Annotated in this window: 12 protein-coding genes and 4 pseudogenes; 3 read left to right on the forward strand and 13 right to left on the reverse strand. The window is 55.6% G+C overall.

What is annotated here, in order from left to right:
- Positions 1 to 637 precede the first annotated feature (637 nt).
- From NKJ55_RS29930 to NKJ55_RS29950, 5 genes and pseudogenes are all read right to left on the reverse strand, one after another.
- On the reverse strand, positions 638 to 1,177 hold the full coding sequence (locus tag NKJ55_RS29930; RefSeq protein WP_352453020.1) for a hypothetical protein: 540 nt from the start codon (positions 1,175 to 1,177) through the stop codon (positions 638 to 640).
- A 551-nt stretch (positions 1,178 to 1,728) separates the two neighbouring features.
- A complete protein-coding gene (locus NKJ55_RS29935; protein WP_352453021.1) occupies positions 1,729 to 3,216 on the reverse strand; it encodes a hypothetical protein in 1,488 nt (495 codons plus the stop codon).
- A gap of 19 nt (positions 3,217 to 3,235) precedes the next feature.
- A complete protein-coding gene (locus tag NKJ55_RS29940) occupies positions 3,236 to 4,633 on the reverse strand; it encodes a hypothetical protein (RefSeq protein ID WP_352453022.1) in 1,398 nt (465 codons plus the stop codon).
- A 507-nt stretch (positions 4,634 to 5,140) separates the two neighbouring features.
- Entirely contained in the window at positions 5,141 to 5,653 is a 513-nt protein-coding gene (locus NKJ55_RS29945; protein ID WP_352453023.1) for a hypothetical protein, read from the reverse strand.
- 127 nt (positions 5,654 to 5,780) lie between these two features.
- Positions 5,781 to 5,950: pseudogene (locus NKJ55_RS29950) on the reverse strand (transposase); the annotation flags it as partial.
- A gap of 27 nt (positions 5,951 to 5,977) precedes the next feature.
- On the opposite strand from NKJ55_RS29950, the pseudogene NKJ55_RS29955 reads away from it, so the two are divergent.
- Positions 5,978 to 6,822, forward strand: a pseudogene (locus NKJ55_RS29955) (IS3 family transposase); the annotation flags it as partial.
- A gap of 730 nt (positions 6,823 to 7,552) precedes the next feature.
- On the opposite strand, the pseudogene NKJ55_RS29960 reads toward NKJ55_RS29955, so the two are convergent.
- From NKJ55_RS29960 to NKJ55_RS29970, 3 genes and pseudogenes are all read right to left on the reverse strand, one after another.
- Positions 7,553 to 8,524, reverse strand: a pseudogene (locus NKJ55_RS29960) (sugar ABC transporter substrate-binding protein); the annotation flags it as partial.
- A gap of 177 nt (positions 8,525 to 8,701) precedes the next feature.
- Complete coding sequence (locus NKJ55_RS29965; protein ID WP_352453024.1) at positions 8,702 to 9,838, reverse strand: trypsin-like serine peptidase; 1,137 nt, start codon at positions 9,836 to 9,838, stop codon at positions 8,702 to 8,704.
- Between the two features lie 97 nt (positions 9,839 to 9,935).
- Entirely contained in the window at positions 9,936 to 10,943 is a 1,008-nt protein-coding gene (locus NKJ55_RS29970) for a trypsin-like serine peptidase (RefSeq protein ID WP_352453025.1), read from the reverse strand.
- A 174-nt stretch (positions 10,944 to 11,117) separates the two neighbouring features.
- On the opposite strand from NKJ55_RS29970, the gene NKJ55_RS29975 reads away from it, so the two are divergent.
- A complete protein-coding gene (locus tag NKJ55_RS29975) occupies positions 11,118 to 11,567 on the forward strand; it encodes an META domain-containing protein (RefSeq protein ID WP_352453026.1) in 450 nt (149 codons plus the stop codon).
- Positions 11,568 to 12,466: 899 nt separating this feature from the next.
- Here the strand turns inward: NKJ55_RS29975 and NKJ55_RS29980 are convergent.
- From NKJ55_RS29980 to NKJ55_RS30000, 5 genes and pseudogenes are all read right to left on the reverse strand, one after another.
- Positions 12,467 to 12,616, reverse strand: coding sequence for a hypothetical protein (locus NKJ55_RS29980; protein WP_352453027.1), 150 nt, complete (start codon positions 12,614 to 12,616; stop codon positions 12,467 to 12,469).
- 132 nt (positions 12,617 to 12,748) lie between these two features.
- A pseudogene (locus tag NKJ55_RS29985) lies at positions 12,749 to 13,033 on the reverse strand (helix-turn-helix domain-containing protein); the annotation flags it as partial.
- A 78-nt stretch (positions 13,034 to 13,111) separates the two neighbouring features.
- On the reverse strand, positions 13,112 to 13,327 hold the full coding sequence (locus tag NKJ55_RS29990) for a hypothetical protein (protein WP_352453028.1): 216 nt from the start codon (positions 13,325 to 13,327) through the stop codon (positions 13,112 to 13,114).
- Between the two features lie 14 nt (positions 13,328 to 13,341).
- The gene (locus tag NKJ55_RS29995; protein WP_352453029.1) at positions 13,342 to 13,572 is read right to left on the reverse strand and encodes a hypothetical protein; all 231 of its coding nucleotides are present in this window, start codon (positions 13,570 to 13,572) and stop codon (positions 13,342 to 13,344) included.
- Between the two features lie 113 nt (positions 13,573 to 13,685).
- Positions 13,686 to 14,402 (reverse strand): pentapeptide repeat-containing protein, encoded by a 717-nt coding sequence (locus tag NKJ55_RS30000; RefSeq protein WP_352453030.1) that lies wholly within the window; start codon positions 14,400 to 14,402, stop codon positions 13,686 to 13,688.
- Positions 14,403 to 15,172: 770 nt separating this feature from the next.
- Between NKJ55_RS30000 and NKJ55_RS30005 the strand changes: the two genes are divergently transcribed.
- Complete coding sequence (locus tag NKJ55_RS30005) at positions 15,173 to 16,141, forward strand: helix-turn-helix domain-containing protein (RefSeq protein WP_352453031.1); 969 nt, start codon at positions 15,173 to 15,175, stop codon at positions 16,139 to 16,141.
- Positions 16,142 to 16,234 lie beyond the last annotated feature (93 nt).

Consider the following 16,234-nt stretch of genomic DNA (forward strand, 5'->3'; position numbering starts at 1 on the left):
CTGCTGCCCTTCAACTTCGCCAAAGTAACAGCAGCCTGATCAGACCAGATACCGTTCCCGATTCGAAGGCCATCCGTCGAAAGCCACCGCGTCAACGTGCAGCGAAAATAGCGCTTACCTACGAGCCATGCCAGGCGCGGCACCGCCTTCGACTACAACATCCCGGCCAAGCGCGCCGAAGAACGGTCCCGAGTCGAAAAGGCAGAAGCTGCCTATGCAGCAGAGACTTCCCGACGCGAACGAGGCCGGAAAGGCAGAAGGCTATGGAAAAAGCCGCCGAATGAGCAGAAGGGGCTATTCTACAACATCCGTCTGCATCGGCTTGCCGGGCGCAATGTAAGGTCATTCGACGCGGTTCTGATTCCGCCCAGGAGAGGATCGCGTTCGAGGTGCCGTTGCACCTCACTGCTGCTGTCCAGAAGAGATGTTAAGCTGGCATTCTCGAAGGTGGTCTCTTAAGAGGAGGTAATCCTTCATCGCAATCGTCAGTGGGGACTCCAAACTCAACCTGCGTACTTCCTCCGCGAGTTCGGATTGGAATGCGGGGCTGTATTCGACAATCGGGGGACAGAGTATCTTTGGCACTCGTGCTTTGACGGGTGGTCGAGGAGAGACTGATGCTGGCAAATCGGCAGACTCAGAAGCTGACGTTGTCAAGCCGATCCAGCAAATCGTTAAAAGAACTGGAGCGAGATATCGATTCCTTGCCAATTTGGTTACGGGCATCCAGCACCTTCGGAACAAGAGGAGATTGCACGTCTATTGTGCCGACCACTTCAATATATTGAGGATCGGCGGGGTCAACACGAGTGACAACAACCCATTGGGGGATACATGCTAGCGGCAGTCGGCAAGAGACACCGTCCGAAAAACTTGCTTCACTTCCGCCTGGTGCGGCCCGGTTTAGGCGCCATGCATATTGCGTCGCTATAGCCGGGTCAAACCAAGGCCGCTGAATTCTTAGAACGGTCAGAAATCTTTTTCGTTCACCTTCGCCTATCTCCCGCCAATTTTCAGGGTGGCTGAGGTAGGTTAGTTCCACATGAGTAAAGGGACCGGCTCCGCTGCGAGTCCAGGCAGACCCACCATACGCCACAAAATCACTCGTCAAGTCAGCAAAAAGAAACAAAGGATCAATCGTTTCCAGGTCATGTGTAACCCAGAGCGCAATTGACACCTCCCGTCGGAACCCAAAATGATCCCAATCCTGTTGAATCTTCGTCAATTGGGAACTAGGAGCGCTGTCTGCCGGCTCAGCAGCCAGCGCGGTTTCCCACCGACTCCGGTAGGCCAAATAACTTTCAAACGCTCTACATCTGACGGTTCGTTTTTCTATGGGACATCGGCTTGGCCGATCTAGGATTTGTTTTGAATCTTGCAGGCGCCTCTGGCGCCCCAGGACCCGAATTTCGGGAACGTCAGCATATCTCAGTATGTATTCATATGACTCAGCTATTGACATCTCTCTGGGCTTTAGAGTGGCCTCTATCAAAGGACCGTAATTGCCATCTGGCGGGATCGGTATTTTTGACGTACTGGCGAAAACCGAAACTCTGTAGGACGAGCGCCAATATAATAAGTCGCTTTTACTCAATACGCTTTGAATATTAGCCTGCACCTCGTGTAAATCCGCAGCAGTCGACCTATCGACCCCGGCGAGTGTCGCGAAGACAACAAGTGCACAACGCGACACCCAAAAAATCGTGCGCGCACGATTGCTGACAAAATTCATTTGCTTTTAGCCGTATTGAGAAGCTCCTGAGCTGATTGAATCAATGGATCGGCACTCTCTGCCGTGGCAAGCGCTTCAATAGCTTTGTCCGTGCGTGGCTCATCCGGCCATACAACTGGCTTCCCGTTAATCTCCCGGGCACGCTTAGGTGATTCAGGGAGTGCATGTACTAAGTATCCAATTATCTGAGGGCTATCGAAGGTGACAGTGTTGCCGTTCCCTTCGGCATGGACATACGTGTCCTTCGAGCTCTTGTTTGTACGTCCTCCGAGCTTGAACGGACCATACCCGAATGACGCGCCGCCTCCTGAATGCTTCTCAATAAACTCCTTGATATCAATGCTCCAGTCTGCGGTCATCGAGAGGTTGCGCGCGACAATTAGCTCGACAGGGACGACGGGCATGATCCCTGTAGGCGTTTCACCCTTCGCGTAGTCGGCGCCGGACGATATCTTTTGCCCAGCGTAAATTGAACCGTTCGACCAATCCCACATCTGGGATTCAAAAACATTAGCGTCCATCCACGCATAAGTGATTCCAACACGGAGAACATCGAAGCTGATGGTCAAGTTGGAAGCATCTGCTCGTTCGGTATGTTTAGTTTCATCCTCGCTATAGTCCCCGCCTACACTGAACAACCCCCAGCTGCCTGAAAGCCCGCCTCCAATATCCGAATGCTCGTCGTGAGTCCTGGCATCGAGCATTTGAGATGTTATCTTAATGTTCTGCCAACTGAGGTCCTTGTTTAGCCATGTTTGATAAGTTGGATAAAATAGAGTCCTTCCGTACCAGTTAGCCTGGAACCAGTTGGCGGTAAACCGGTCCCTGAGTCTTTCAAAATAAAATTCCGTATCACGCTGAGCATATTTTTGAATCGTAAGCAAGTACCCCTGAGCTTTGTCCCCCTGATGAGCTATATACTGTGTCAATGCGAACTTTATCGCATTTATGTGCTCTAGGGGAAGTGCCTTTCCGACGTTCTGCGACTGCCAAAGCGAAGCATTCTGGTTGGCTGTTTGGAGAAGCTTGCTATACTTGTAGTAATCCTCCAACAATCGGCGCGACTCACCTTTGCTATTAAACAACTTTGAATTGGCGTCCTCCAGTTGAGCTTTCTCTGCGGATTCGAGAATCGGCAGCGGGACCACGTGACTGCGTAGAATTTCCTGGTATAGATCGCTCATTCGACCAGGTTTAAAGTCAAGGAACGCGCTTGGCAATATTATTCGATCGCTCATGTTTGTTATAATGTTAGCTGCGTCGTCCGCGTTGTCCATACTTATATTTGGATCAACTAATATTGCTGGCGCTGCAAGCACCAGCATATTGGTATTTGGACTGAGCTTTTGGTCGCCTACGCGAAGATTCGCCGCAATCTCGGAATACAGCTTCTGCATCAACTCAGCATTTGTCTCGCCGGCTGCAAAGGCGTCTGTTGCACCCGCTAGTAATGTTGCAACGCAGATTGCGTGTGATAGCCTCATGATCGGTTCTCCTCTAGTGTCAGTTTCCTAAACCCTCAAATGTCGGTAGCGGGTCTTCCCACACAAGATCAGCTCGCGGATCTGGCGCTGGGGGCAATATATCCCCCGTTAACCCTATAATCTGCACGGCGGACACTGCTATCACTTTGCGATCAACGCCAAACGGCTGAATTCTCATCAAGCCATTCCCGAATGCGAAATCGCCAGCTACTGCTATAGGTCCAAAATAGACCCTGCGTTTACCCGTTGCCGCCTCAGCGATTGCCCTCATGAGAGATTCTTCGAACTCACCGCTAATTTTAACATTCCGAATTAGGACTAGTTGCCGAGGCAACAGAGTAAGATCAACGCCCCCCCCCGGGTCGGCTAAGCCAGCCTGGCCTCGTGAGAGAGGGGCCTCGTCGCCCTTCCATTTCCATATCTGTCTTGCCGCACCCGACAGAATCTGGTCATCGCGCCAAGGTTGACTGATCTTCACTACCATGCGTTCAAATTCCATTTTGAACACGGGAGATAGTTCGTTGCCGGCACCAGCGGCGGGTAGGTCGCAACACCAAACGGGCGGAAGTGTCGGCGTTAGGCTGCCCGGTGGGGCAGGTGTAGACACATCCAATGTTACGGATACCGCTTCCCAGGAAGAGGCCTGCGAAAAAAAACTTATCTGAGGAGTTGCCTTCGTAGCCAGCTTGCCAGTTTTCGCGTCTATGTTGCGATTTAACCGCTCTTTCGCCTCCAAGCCGCGAGTTCTATAATCGTAATTTACCAGCGTCTTTAAGCGCGCCAACTTCGGTATGAGTTTATTTGCTTCAGTATCGTTCTGTAGCGCAGCCTTCGCGGCGTCCAGACGAGCCTTCAAGGCCGGGGTGCGCTCCTCAGGCTTAGCGGCAACCCATTCCTGTGTAACGGCCGCTAAGTTTGCCTGAAGCTCAAGCAATCTCTTTACTGCAGGCCGAGCTAGGAACTGACCGTTGCCGCTCTTGACATACAGAGCGGCCGTAAGCTCCTCATATTCCTTCATCTCCGTTGTGAATGGCACGCGTCCCCAGCTCGCCTCGGACACCAAGTGCGTATAGAGTTCGGCAGCTGTGCCGGGTTCAAGCTGGGATATCCAATTCGGCGCCACCGCACCGTTCGTGATGTCGGCAATGCTATTGTAGAAGTTGTCAGCCTCAGTGCCATGCTCAGCTAGAAGATCGAGCGGGACGGATCGGAGGAATACCGTGGCGAAGCTTCCTTGATCGAGGGGAATCGAGGCGTGGAGCGCAGCGTATACCGTTGTCGGCGTTGGCTCTTGCGCCTGTGCGCCATAGCCAAGGCTCGCCACGAACACCGCGGATAGACCCGCGTATCGGATGAACGTCATTGGCGAGGTCACGCGCAACCTAGCAATCGCAGAATGAGCGTAGATCTCGATCAAGTTAAAATCCCCCTGCGATACTCAACTTTATGAAGCTCGCACTTTTAAAAACTTACATTTCTAATATTAGGGGTCAAGGGGGATTTATCACCCTGTTGTCCAACTGCAGTAATATGTCAGCAAGGATGACCTTTTGACTTCCTCGCGCGCTTCTAGTTTCTGCTGTTGAAGAGTTAGGTGTAAGTGCAGCCAATTGCTTGATTTGCTAGTCTCGGCGCAGCGAACCAGGCAATTGGGGAGGCGACCTCAGCTGACAAGCTTTTGTTCCCCGACGGCACTTCGACCATCCCGTGCCCAGCGCGATCACGTCGCTGGCGATGAGGGGCGAAGATTGCGGTGTCGCGCCCCGCCATATCCTCTGAATTTACGCGGGCCAGGGACCATGCAGTTCCTTCCGCCTGACAAGTTCTCTTACCGCTCCAGCGGCCGCCCGAGCACTTCAGCGACCTAAGCTCGCGCTTCCGAAAAAGAACACGTCTCCGCAATTCTAGCGATGAGCCGGCAAGACTAAGTTTGTCGGGATATTTCGAGGCTCACTACCTCTCCATCTTTTTTCCAAATACTTCGAATCTTAAACGAAAGCCCAGCGTAGATAGTACTAAATATTAATAGTCCATCGGCTGCTGCCTCGCATAGTAGCTCTAGATTGCCGATACTATATCTGAAAGGTGATTCAAATGGAACGTTAGAAGTGTCGAAATTCGTATCTTGGTTATGTGGAGGGTTGTTGATAACTAGTTTGCCGTGGCAGCGGATGGTCGCGCCATCCCGAATAAGTTCAAAAGTCAGAAATTCTTTAGCGGATCCCGGTTTTTGCATTGCTACATCACTGCGGAACGTGAGTCCCATCTCGGTGGGATGAGAGAGATCTAAACGCCCTTTCTCAATTCCATCTCGACGATCCCATGCATACCTGTATCCGGTCCCATTCGCGTGCAGATCCTCGCTTACGCTATCCTCCTGGAATGACAAATTCAATTCAGAGGTGCTCGTATTTAAAGCACGTATTATCGAACCCATGGAATTCCTCCAACCGGCTTCAACATTCAAGATAAGTGATGAGTCAATTACAGAACTTAACATACTTTGGACATCTCGTCATACTACCTTATGCGGCGCGCACCGGGAGAAGGAAGCCCGGCCGTCACGATATCCAGCGTGACCCGTCCGGCGGGATGCCGCCGCTTGGCAGGATCATTTGCAGGTGCGGATGATGCGCTATTACCGATCCCCATGTGTGGAGCACGGCGGTGATGCCGATCCGGGCCCGAGGTGCTTGGAATCCGCCGCGATCGTCAGCATTGTCTCCGATGCCGTGACCTTGCCCCTCTGATCTAATCCGGTAAAGTCATCGGCTGTTGCCGCATGACGGTTCGCTACGAGACCAGCAGGCCGGACGACCGAGGTTCGCGAGCGGATGAAGGCGATCGCGCAAGAGCGTCGCCGGTTCGGCTACCGGCGTCTTCTCGTGATGCTGAGGCGGGAGGGCCTGGTCGTGAACCACAAGAAGCTGTTCCGGCTCTACCGGGAGGAGAAGCTCGCCGTTCGCCGCCGTGGCGGCCGCAAGCGGGCGATCGGGACCAGGGCGCCGATGCTGGTGCCGCTGAGGCCCGACGAGCGCTGGTCGCTCGACTTCGTATCGGACCAGCTCACCGACGGGCGCCGCTTCCGCATCCTGGCCGTCGTCGACGACTGCACGAGAGAGTGCCTGGCACTCATCGTTGATAGGTCTCTCTCGGGCATGCGGGTTGCCCGAGAATTGGACCGGCTCATCACCGAGCGCGGCCGGCCGAAAATGATCGTCAGCGACAAGCGAGTTCACCTCGAACGCCATCCTCTCCTGGGCGGATCAGAACCGCGTCGAATGGCATTACATTGCGCCCGGCAAGCCGATGCAGAATGGCTTCATCGAGAGCTTCAACGGCCGACTGCGCGATAAACTGCTCAACGAGACGCTGTTTACTTCGCTGGCTCAGGCACGCGTCGCCATCGCCCTGTGGCGCGCCGACTACAACACCGCGCGGCCGCATTCCCAAATCGCCTGGCAGACACCGGCCGAGTTCGCCACCACCTTCAATCTGCGACGGTCGCTCGCGCTGCGCTGTGCCAAAGGCTCCGCGCCAGCGCCCGTCGCTTCACCCGCCCAGCAGGGCACAACCCATGCCGGAAACGAACTCAAAACTGGATAGAAACTGGGGGCAACGTCAACAGCATCCCACGTCGCAATTCTACTGACTGCCTTCAAGTCGTCAGAACGAAAGACCGAGCTTATGCTTAGAGGTGGAGAAGTGCACCTGCAGTCACTTCCGCCCCGAGGCGATACTCGCGCCATCCAAACTCAAATGAGTCATTTGTCTGGTGCACGGATGATAGGTCAAACGCAGCTCGTAGCCGGCTGCGTGTTGCATCGCTTGTATCGGCCAGCGGCTGGCCGGTACCTTCCTGCTTCAATGCAGAGAATACATTTTTGGGAGACCGGTGCGACGGGAGAGTGTGAAAGCTAACTAGGTTCCACCCTGGCTCCAGTGTTACAATCTGGAGCGGCTGGCAGAGTGCACCATGGTACCCTACGAGAGAGACCAGAAAAGCCAACATGATCGTGGAAATACCAAGCAGCATCACAAGCACCCTCGAAATCTGGCGATGCCCACGTGGCAGGACAGTTTCACCAGCGTCAGCAAGAGTCAAGCTAAGGTAACAGTAAATCCGGAAGTTGGCCGTTGTGCAAGGATTACTGTAAAGGCAGTAGTGGAGAGAGAGTCTGCTCTTTAAAACCCGCTGTGGAGGAAGAAGCAGAGAGCCGCCTTCGCTAGAGGTCGCGGGCGCAGATCATACCGTTGGCTCGCATGACAGAGCAAGTTCACTCCAAAACCTGGCGCGGAGCTGGGAGGACTAGGCGGTGGCACGCAGAAGATCCGCTTACCAGCAGGCCTTTAGAGCCTCTTCAATCGGCTTGGTGTGGCACAGTGTCGGGTCAACCTCACAAACCGGGACAGGTTCCTGTTCCGGCGAAGGTACTAGCGAAACCCCCGTGTCGAAAAACAACTTGCCCTCGGTCGGCTTGGGCTTCTCGCCGGAATCGGCGAACTTCTTAATGGCCTCGATGCCCATCGATGCCATCAGCAAGGGATGTTGCTGGGAGGTGGCGCTAATGACGCCCTCGGCGACATTCTTGACGCCCGGACAGCCGCCATCGACCGAGACGATTAGCACATCCTTCTCGCGGCCAACTGCCGTCAGCGCTTTGTAGGCGCCCGCAGCCGAAGGCTCGTTGACCGTGTAAACGACGTTGATACCCGGATCCTTCTGCAGGCAGTTCTCCATGGCCTTGCGGCCGCCCTCTTCGCTGCCGTTCGTGACGTCGCGGCAGACGTTGCGCGCATCATCCTCGTCGCCGATCGTCTTAATGTCCCTGGTGTCGATGCCGAAGCCGGTCATGAAACCCTGGTCACGTAACACATCCATCGTCGGCTGGCGCGGGTTCAGATCCATATACCCGATCCTGGCATCCTTGGCGGCATCGCCTAGCGTGGCCTTGGCCCAAGCGCCGATCGCCTGACCGGCCTTGAAGTTGTCGGTTGCGAACGTGGCATCGGCAGCATCGATCGGCTCCAGCGGCGTGTCGAGCGCGATCACCAGAACGCCGGCGTCGCGCGCCTTCTTCACCGTCGGCACAATGCCCTTGTTGTCGGAGGCGGTGATCAGTATGCCCTTGGCGCCGTCGGCGATGCAGCTTTCAATCGCTGCGACCTGACTCTCGCTGTCGCCATCGATCTTGCCGGCATAGGTCTTGAGGTCGACGCCGAGTTCCTTGGCCTTGGCCGTGGCGCCCTCTTTCATCTTGACGAAGAAGGGATTGGTTTCGGTCTTGGTGATCAGGCAGGCGATCGGTTGTGCCCCAGCCTGAACGGCGCCGCAAACGATGATGAAAAGGCAACAGCCCCAACCACACAACAACCTGTAGGTAGACGACATTGTATCCTCCCTCGACTGCATGCTCGTTTATAGCCCGAATGGCGGCAGCGATCGGTCAGTTCCGGCGTGATCCCCCATATTAGACATAACTCTTCAAGGGCCGATGACTGGCTCGTGTATCGCCACGCCTGAATTACCTGTCTGTACAGCATCACATTTCTCGGAACCGAACACACCGCTTGAGCAGCAATACTTCTTGCGGAAATTGCCCTTAGAATGAATCCCCGCGATGTAGAACTGCCTCTCCCGCAGTACAAGTATCGCGCTGCCTGACTGCCCGCGATCGGTTTGGCACAAATGGTGAATCTCACCATCCTGATCGCGAGCAAGAAGCATGCAGTATGGCTCCATCGACACTGATACAAATCTGCCCAAATTATTTGGCACACCCTGATCTTCCGCAAGGACTGCCCTTGAGAGGTATGGATTGACACCAACAATGATCAGCGGCTCCCACATCTCGGCTGCGAAGTTCGCCAATGGAAGATATCGAGAAGGGCCTAAATCGGGTAACGGGATGAAAACTACGTCTCCGTTCTTTACATTAAACACTCTTCCCGAAAAACCGTCGTCCAATCTAAGGTGTAGCGTTTGTCCAGAAATACTAGTGAAAACCATATCCGAGAACACGTACGTCAATTTCGCTACATTATCCTCGCCCGTTGTCGTATACTGACCCAAGCAGTGCGCAGCAGTTAGCAAGCCAGACCGCCCTTCACCAATGCTAACAAGAGTAGCGGAACAATATTTATCTCCACCAGAACCGCTTAGTGCCCCAACGCTATCGCGCAAGGTTTCAACCTGCTCTTTTGAGGATATCCACGTCAGGTGGTCTGACGAAGCTCGATTTCCCTTATAACCACCCCCTTGATCCGTAATATCGGAAAAGCGAATGAGACACTGTGCCCTATATTCGCTGGTCAAATGCTGTGCGATCGGGCTTTCCGCAACGCGGTCAAAGAAACCGAATTTGCTAATGGCGTCCCAGTCTTCCAGTTGGTTCACAATGTCAGTGCACGTCATGCTGCGTCCCCGGCCAAAAAATAACTCTCTCCACGTGCCGGTTGGCCGTTCGATATCCGAATTGCATTTACGCTCGCCCGTGAGGACAAGCTGATCAGCCCAAAGAGCGGACTCACTCTTTATGATACGAACCTGCTCCTCACCAATTGCGCGGCACGGGAAAATCAGGCTCCCACTAAGCAGAACTGCCAACGCCAACATCTGCATCAGCCGCCTTGCAGACTTCCGCACTTGGTCTCGCGTCGAGCAATGCGAGGATCTCATAAAAGTCGACAACATTGCTCCCGCGTATGCCTCCTAGCGGTCAACAGGCGCCTGGATCCGCCCCACAGGCCTCGTCTACAAGGGACCGGATATTCGTCTTCTTTGTGTAAGCGTGGTTCTTTGCAAACCGCGATGCACCTTGGACTTTGATGTGACTGGTTGTGAAACCCCAGCTGGTTACGGCCGTCACCGTGTTAAGTTGACTGTCAAATGGAGGCGTCCCAGTGTACGAAGTAGGTGTTCCGAAATTTTGAAGCCAAGGGCAGCCACTAGATCCACCAGTTTGATTTGATCCGATAATCACATTGTTCGGGTCATCTTGATAGCCGAGGGAATCAGTGCGGATCATCTTTGTTCCGTCGTAATCCATTGACGGATATCCGAGTTGAGTAAAATGCGCAGATTTCTGCCCCAAGAAAAAAGTGAAGCCGAATTCGTGAGGCGGAACCTCGTCTTCGTTTGGTTCAGGGGGCAGATTGTACATGCCAACAACATCAGCGATAGCCTTGTCCCCGTTCTGGTTTAGCACGACTACTGCTATGTCATTCTCACAGACAACTCCTGGCGCCCCGTTAGAACAGACATCACTGCCGTCAAAATAAGTCTTAGGGATGAACCACGCCTTGGCGGTCCAAGTCCCGAAAGGCCTTGCATCGTCATGCCGCGCTGGCTCAAACGAGACAGAGCTTGCAAAACCCTCCTTACCCTTGCCGAAGTTATGCACACAATGCGCAGCGGTCACCAGAAGTGATCTGCCAATTACAGATGCAGAACAGACAAAACGTTGCGGTCCGAAGGTCATAGATAGCTTACCAGTGGCACGCCAAGGATAGCTATTGACTGGCTCGATGCCGTTCTCGACGCTCACACGCTCGGTGGTAAACGGGTGGCTCCCTGAGCCAAAGGCCTCTGCCCCTATAGATTTGTCTGGCAGACCTAAAATCGAGCGGACTTTGGGCGACAGTTGCTCTACGCTAAGCTCCCGATTGAAGTCGCTGTCGGTTGTGACAGCCGGAGCGACGCCGTGGGTGTCTGATGGCTGGCCCACGACGTTTTCATCGGAGTATGCTATGGAACCAGATTGGAGAAAAAGGCAATATCCTGCCGCAGCTAGCCCAAGTCGCGCTAGAACCCTCATCACTACCCCCCTGTATTTATTGTTAAAAGAATATCTATCGGAAAAGGGCGCTCGTCAATGTAAATCTTGTTGGGGCGTAGTAGTATGAGGATTATCGAGGTGCCAGTGCGCGTTGGAGCAGGGCTGTTTGTATTCTGCTTGGTAGCAGCCGCGACGGCCATCGCTATCGTGGCAGGAGTCGTCGGAATACCCTCAGCAGGGCCACGCAATGTTGAGTTGTCTGACCTTCAGGGCCGATGGGTTCTTGAGTCGGTCAATGGTGTTTTAGTATCGTCCTCAGTCCCTGTGTATTTCGAGGTAGTTGGTGACAACATCACAGGCTTTGACGGCTGTAATAACTTTGGCGGACCGCTTCTGACGCCGGACTTCATTCGAAAGGGCGAGCGAGACTGCGAAGGAGACTATGTCTCGCTTCCGCTGGATTTTGCGAATCCGCTGGAGCAGCTACGTCAGGCAACGCTCGACGGGAAGCTTTTGGTGCTATCCATTCCGAATACGGCAGGAAAGGCGCGCTTCCGTCGGGCCCCAGGATAAAGGCTATCGTGGGCATCAGGAGTTAGGTTCGTCGAATGTCTGGAGGCACGGCCAAAGAATGGGCCCGATTGCTGGGTAGTGTCCGCTTGGTGCGGAAAGCATGCAGTATCTGCAGGCGGGGGCATTACTGGCGAACGTCCTCGAGACTCGGCCGGCGCCGTTAGTATGGAGGCACTTTAAGACCTCGAGGCCGGCAAGATCGCGTGCGGGCAGGCGCACTTCAGCGCGCTCGCCTCCGGACGGAACCCAGCTCGATACATCAAGGCCAGAACGGTCGACGACCTGATGGATCACACGTAAGGCGTATCCTTGGCCGTTTCAGCTTTGCTCGGCTGCGGAGCGATCGTTGCGTTCGCAGCCATCGCTCGTCTGGCTCACGAAACTTCAGTGCGGCAATCGGCGGGCCGGCCACAGCTCGGACGGACGGTTGGCCTAACCAGAGAGCCGCTTCCGCTAGGCTGCGGCAAATATCTGCATCTACAATGACGGATGCTGGATCAAAGTCATAAGGGAAGGTAAGGCCAGCCAGCACGCCGTTCGATTATCGTCCACTTCCCTCCAAATACGGTTGCTGACTCGATCCGCAGCGGCGTAGTGAAATTTCCAACTTCGTCGCGGTACTAGAAATATGGGGCTCTCGCTGGATGCGGGATCATAGCGCTCCAGCGAAGACGTAGTTCTCAGTTTCATCAACGCTGGGGCGCCATTCCATCCAGTTGAAATCACTAGCCTTTTAGGTCTGCCTAACGCGACGGCGCTGGCTTGTTTTCGGAATTCAGCCGGTTTTTCAGACGGTTTTGGCAGACCGGCGGCAGCCAGCGTCAAAATCGCACCATGGGCTAAGTGCTATGTTTGGAACGGCACAGTCTGTGTCGAGCGACAGCAGATTCGCGGCGAGACTATCCTGCCGGCTCCAGCGTTTTGCGTTCGGCCGGCTCGGATTCTCCGGCCTTCGGACTGTCCTGGTCGACGGCGATGGCGGTCGGTTCGTACCCCAATGCGGAGATCAAGGCCGCGACGCGGCCACGCACCCTTGGAGGAAGCTGCATCAGCCCCTCAATCAGACGCCGGCCTTCCGCTGGCAATAAAATTGATGCGCTCGTCGACCGGCAGAGGCGGAGCCTTGCGCGTCTCGTTGCCCGGCAAGCCTTCGAAGAAGCGGCTAACAGGACGCCTAACGACAGGGCGATCTCGTAGAGCATGGACGCGCTGACACGGTTTCTCGCGTTCTCGTATTTCTGAAGTTGCTGAGAGCTGATGCCTATCGATCGGGCAAGCTGTGCCTGCGATACGCCCGACTGGATGCGAACGATCGCGATCTGCCTGCCGACATGCTGATCCGCGATCCGCGGGATGAGGGCTCGTTTGAGGTTTGGGCTTTGCCCACGCCGTGACGGCAGGAAGCCGTTTCGATTCCGACAAGGCCTCTCGCTGTTGCATCTGTCACCCCCTGGAATGTGAGTCAGTCACTGCGTGCCGCCAGGAACTCAGCAAATTCCGAATGCTTGGGAGTTACAGACCTGCGCGAACCCGCATGGACGCCTTCAACCCGGTTCTCTCTGCCGGCTAATCCCGGCAATATCCTCGATGGCCGAGCGGATTTGGGGCCAGGGAAACTCGGCATCGTCCTCAGACGACTGACCTTCCTTAAGGATTGCATCAAGCTTGGCTGCCACGCCGGCAAGGGTAGTGGCAGCCGTTTCAGACAATTCTTCGAGCAGGGCCTCCGCTCGGTTGGCCGCTTCGTGCTCAGCGCGCATCGCTGCGGAATAACCTATTTCCCTGTCGGCAGCATCCAGTGAGCCTGATGGGCCGCGAAGTCGGCTTCAGCCTTCGCGCGAACCGCTGAGTCGATAGGGTCGACGCCCAACAATTCACGAATTTCCTTCAGTGAATGCAGTGTCACGCTCTCACCATTCGAGAGTATCGTCGCGCTCGGAAAGCCAATAGTTTCGGCGAGCTTCCGCTCCAAGCGTCGTTGCTCACGGCACAGCCGCTCGGTCAAGTTGTGGGCATCCAGCCAATGGCCCCACACCGTTACCGCACGATCCGAAGTTTGGCCCTTTTTCAAGTCGTCCCGCGCAAGCTCGGTTGGCCGCAGTCGTTCGTTTGCGACAACTATTCCTGCTGGAATTGACAGGGCCAATCTTCAGGCCTCGTCAAGCCAGAAGGCAACTCGGTCCGGGCGTCTCCGCAAGCCATGTTGAGCTGCCACTGGGACAGACCCACCGAATTGGAAAGGTCGAGGCCCTCGATACGGGTCAGAAAGAAAAAGGCGCGGTCAAAGTCTATCGGCGCGGTGAACGTCGCTCCTCGGAAGTCCGCCCGTGCGAGATTGGCAAACGAGAAGCGGCTGCCGCTGATATCGGCGTCATGGAACTGCGCACGCCCCAATTCCGCCTTTGTGAAATCAACATTGGTCAGATTGGCGTCCTGGAAATTCGAGCGCTGCATTTCCGCGCTCGCAAACACAGCGCCCTGCGCGTCCATACGGCTGAAGTCGGTCCTGTAGGCCTCGATTCTGTCGAACCGGGCGCCTTTGGCGGTCGAGTCGGCCAGGGAAGCACGCACAAGCGTTGCCTTCTCAAGATTTGCGGCAACGAGATTGCTGTTCCTGAGGTCGGTCGAAGTGAAATCAACACCGAACAGGTTCGCCCCGCTCAGGTCCTGTCCTTCTAGGATGAGAAGCTTCTTGTCACACTCGTGCCAATTGACGCCAGGCGTCGCGGCTGCGTCGCAATTTTGAGCGGCAGTGGCGTTCTGCCAAGCAAACACAGTGCAAACCGCTAGAACCAAGCCGGATGCGCCGTATGCTCTGGTTCGTCTCAAAGTCATTGTTGCTGGACCTCTGCCACTCGCTGATATTCAACCTTACCACATCTGCTGACACTCGAGCCACGGTGACCACCGCCGTCACAGTTGGCGCATTTCTCATATTCAAGCTTTGATGTTGATCAACCGATCAACCCGCGCGTAGGGCGCGATTTGCGAGCGACTTCCCATATCATCGGCGGTCCAGCAGAGATTCATTTGTCACCGGCCAGGCGCATCATTCTGGTGTAGGACCTATTTGCGCTGACTAAGAAGCCCCGTCAGCAAACGAACTCGGTCACAGCACTGTATTGGCGGTATCCCTCTAGCGACTCGAACCCCCGAAATTTGCAGCGGAACGTTCCGCCGTCCGTCGCCCCTCCGATGCGCACGTCGCTACTCGTCTTTGCCGGAGACGTACCCGTGACCGTTGATTTTATTGGCTTTTTCGTTGGCCAAAATCAGAAATCTTCCCGTATTGTTCCGCACGGTCCCGCGGCTGATTATGGTCGGTCGTCTTTGCCCTAGATCAATGAATGCCCAGTTCATGCCGATAGGCTTTTAGGGGATTAACCGAAAGGTTGCCTGGAAGAGAGAGAATGCACAGGCGAGGACGACTATCCATTGGCCAAACGTCACTGACTGACAGGAAAACATAGAGGATGTCTGGTTCTTCTGTCGAATTGACAGTGCGTTGATAGAAAGCGAAATCTGATACGACACCCGCGTTGCCTTGTCTTGAAGCAACCGTGGTCTAGTAGCCGAAAGGAAGAACTGGGCTTGGGAGGACAAGCATGGGTGAGGATCTATCCGGTCATCACGCCGACCGCGTTCAGGCCGCGATCGCTTCGGACGCGGCGGCGAAGTCCGCGCTGGTCGCTTCCTGGCGACGGTCTTCCAGTCTGCACCGGCTCGATCCGGCCGATTGCAGCCCCCCACGCTACCTGACAGAGGCGGAATTGGGACAGGCCCGGCAACGCATCGGGCCGCTCGTCCGGGTTGCTCAATCAAGCCTGGACCGGCTCTATCTTGCGGTGGGCGGCGTTGGATGCTGCGTCCTGCTCGCCGATCGCGACGGCGTGCCGGTCGAACGGCGCGGCGCGCCTGTGGACGACGAGACGTTTCGTTCCTGGGGGTTATGGACAGGGTCCGTCTGGAACGAGGAGAGCGAGGGCACCAATGGTATCGGCACCTGCCTGGTGGAACAGCGCGTCCTGACGATCCACCGTGATCAGCATTTTCACACGCGCAACACCGGGCTGAGCTGCACCACGGCTCCGATCTATGATCACCGTGGAGACCTTGTGGCTGCGCTTGACGTGTCTTCCTGCCGGGCTGATCTGACCGAGGTCTTCTCCAACCTTATTTCTATGGCCGTCGTCGACGCGGCGCGTCGGATCGAGGCGGAGAACTTCAAGATGGCATTCCCCAAGGCGCGCATTCTGCTGGCGCCGGTGCCCGACAAGGGTTCCGGCGCGTTGATCGCGGTTGATGCGGACGACCTTGTGGTCGGCGCGACCCGTTCGGCTCGCCTGGCGCTTGGAATTACGCAACAGTGTCTCGACAAGCCGATGCCTGCGGCCGATCTGCTCGGTTGGGCCGAGAGCGGCCCCGAAGTCCTCGCCGAGGCGGAGCGCGGCGTCCTGCAGCGGGCGCTGGCGCGGGCAGACGGAAATGTCTCGGCCGCGGCCCATGCGCTCGGCATCAGTCGCGCCACGCTTCACCGCAAGCTCAACCGCCTGGACGTCCACAGGTCCCACTGACTTTTGAAACGTCGCATGACTGTCGCAATTCTGCGACACATCCCGCCCGCCCACTGTCCCCGGCGTATTGGCAATAGCGGTGGGAGATCGCAA

This window comes from Mesorhizobium sp. M0106, assembly GCF_040322715.1.
Lineage (GTDB): Bacteria > Pseudomonadota > Alphaproteobacteria > Rhizobiales > Rhizobiaceae > Mesorhizobium.

Coding starts and splice junctions, on each gene's coding strand:
- NKJ55_RS29935 (WP_352453021.1), bottom strand. CDS start 3,216: ATGAGGCTATCACACGCAATCTGCGTTGCAACATTACTAGCGGGTGCA.
- NKJ55_RS29945 (WP_352453023.1), bottom strand. CDS start 5,653: ATGGGTTCGATAATACGTGCTTTAAATACGAGCACCTCTGAATTGAAT.
- NKJ55_RS29965 (WP_352453024.1), bottom strand. CDS start 9,838: ATGCAGATGTTGGCGTTGGCAGTTCTGCTTAGTGGGAGCCTGATTTTC.
- NKJ55_RS29975 (WP_352453026.1), top strand. CDS start 11,118: ATGAGGATTATCGAGGTGCCAGTGCGCGTTGGAGCAGGGCTGTTTGTA.
- NKJ55_RS29980 (WP_352453027.1), bottom strand. CDS start 12,616: ATGCAGCTTCCTCCAAGGGTGCGTGGCCGCGTCGCGGCCTTGATCTCC.
- NKJ55_RS29990 (WP_352453028.1), bottom strand. CDS start 13,327: ATGCGCGCTGAGCACGAAGCGGCCAACCGAGCGGAGGCCCTGCTCGAA.
- NKJ55_RS30000 (WP_352453030.1), bottom strand. CDS start 14,402: ATGACTTTGAGACGAACCAGAGCATACGGCGCATCCGGCTTGGTTCTA.
- NKJ55_RS30005 (WP_352453031.1), top strand. CDS start 15,173: ATGGGTGAGGATCTATCCGGTCATCACGCCGACCGCGTTCAGGCCGCG.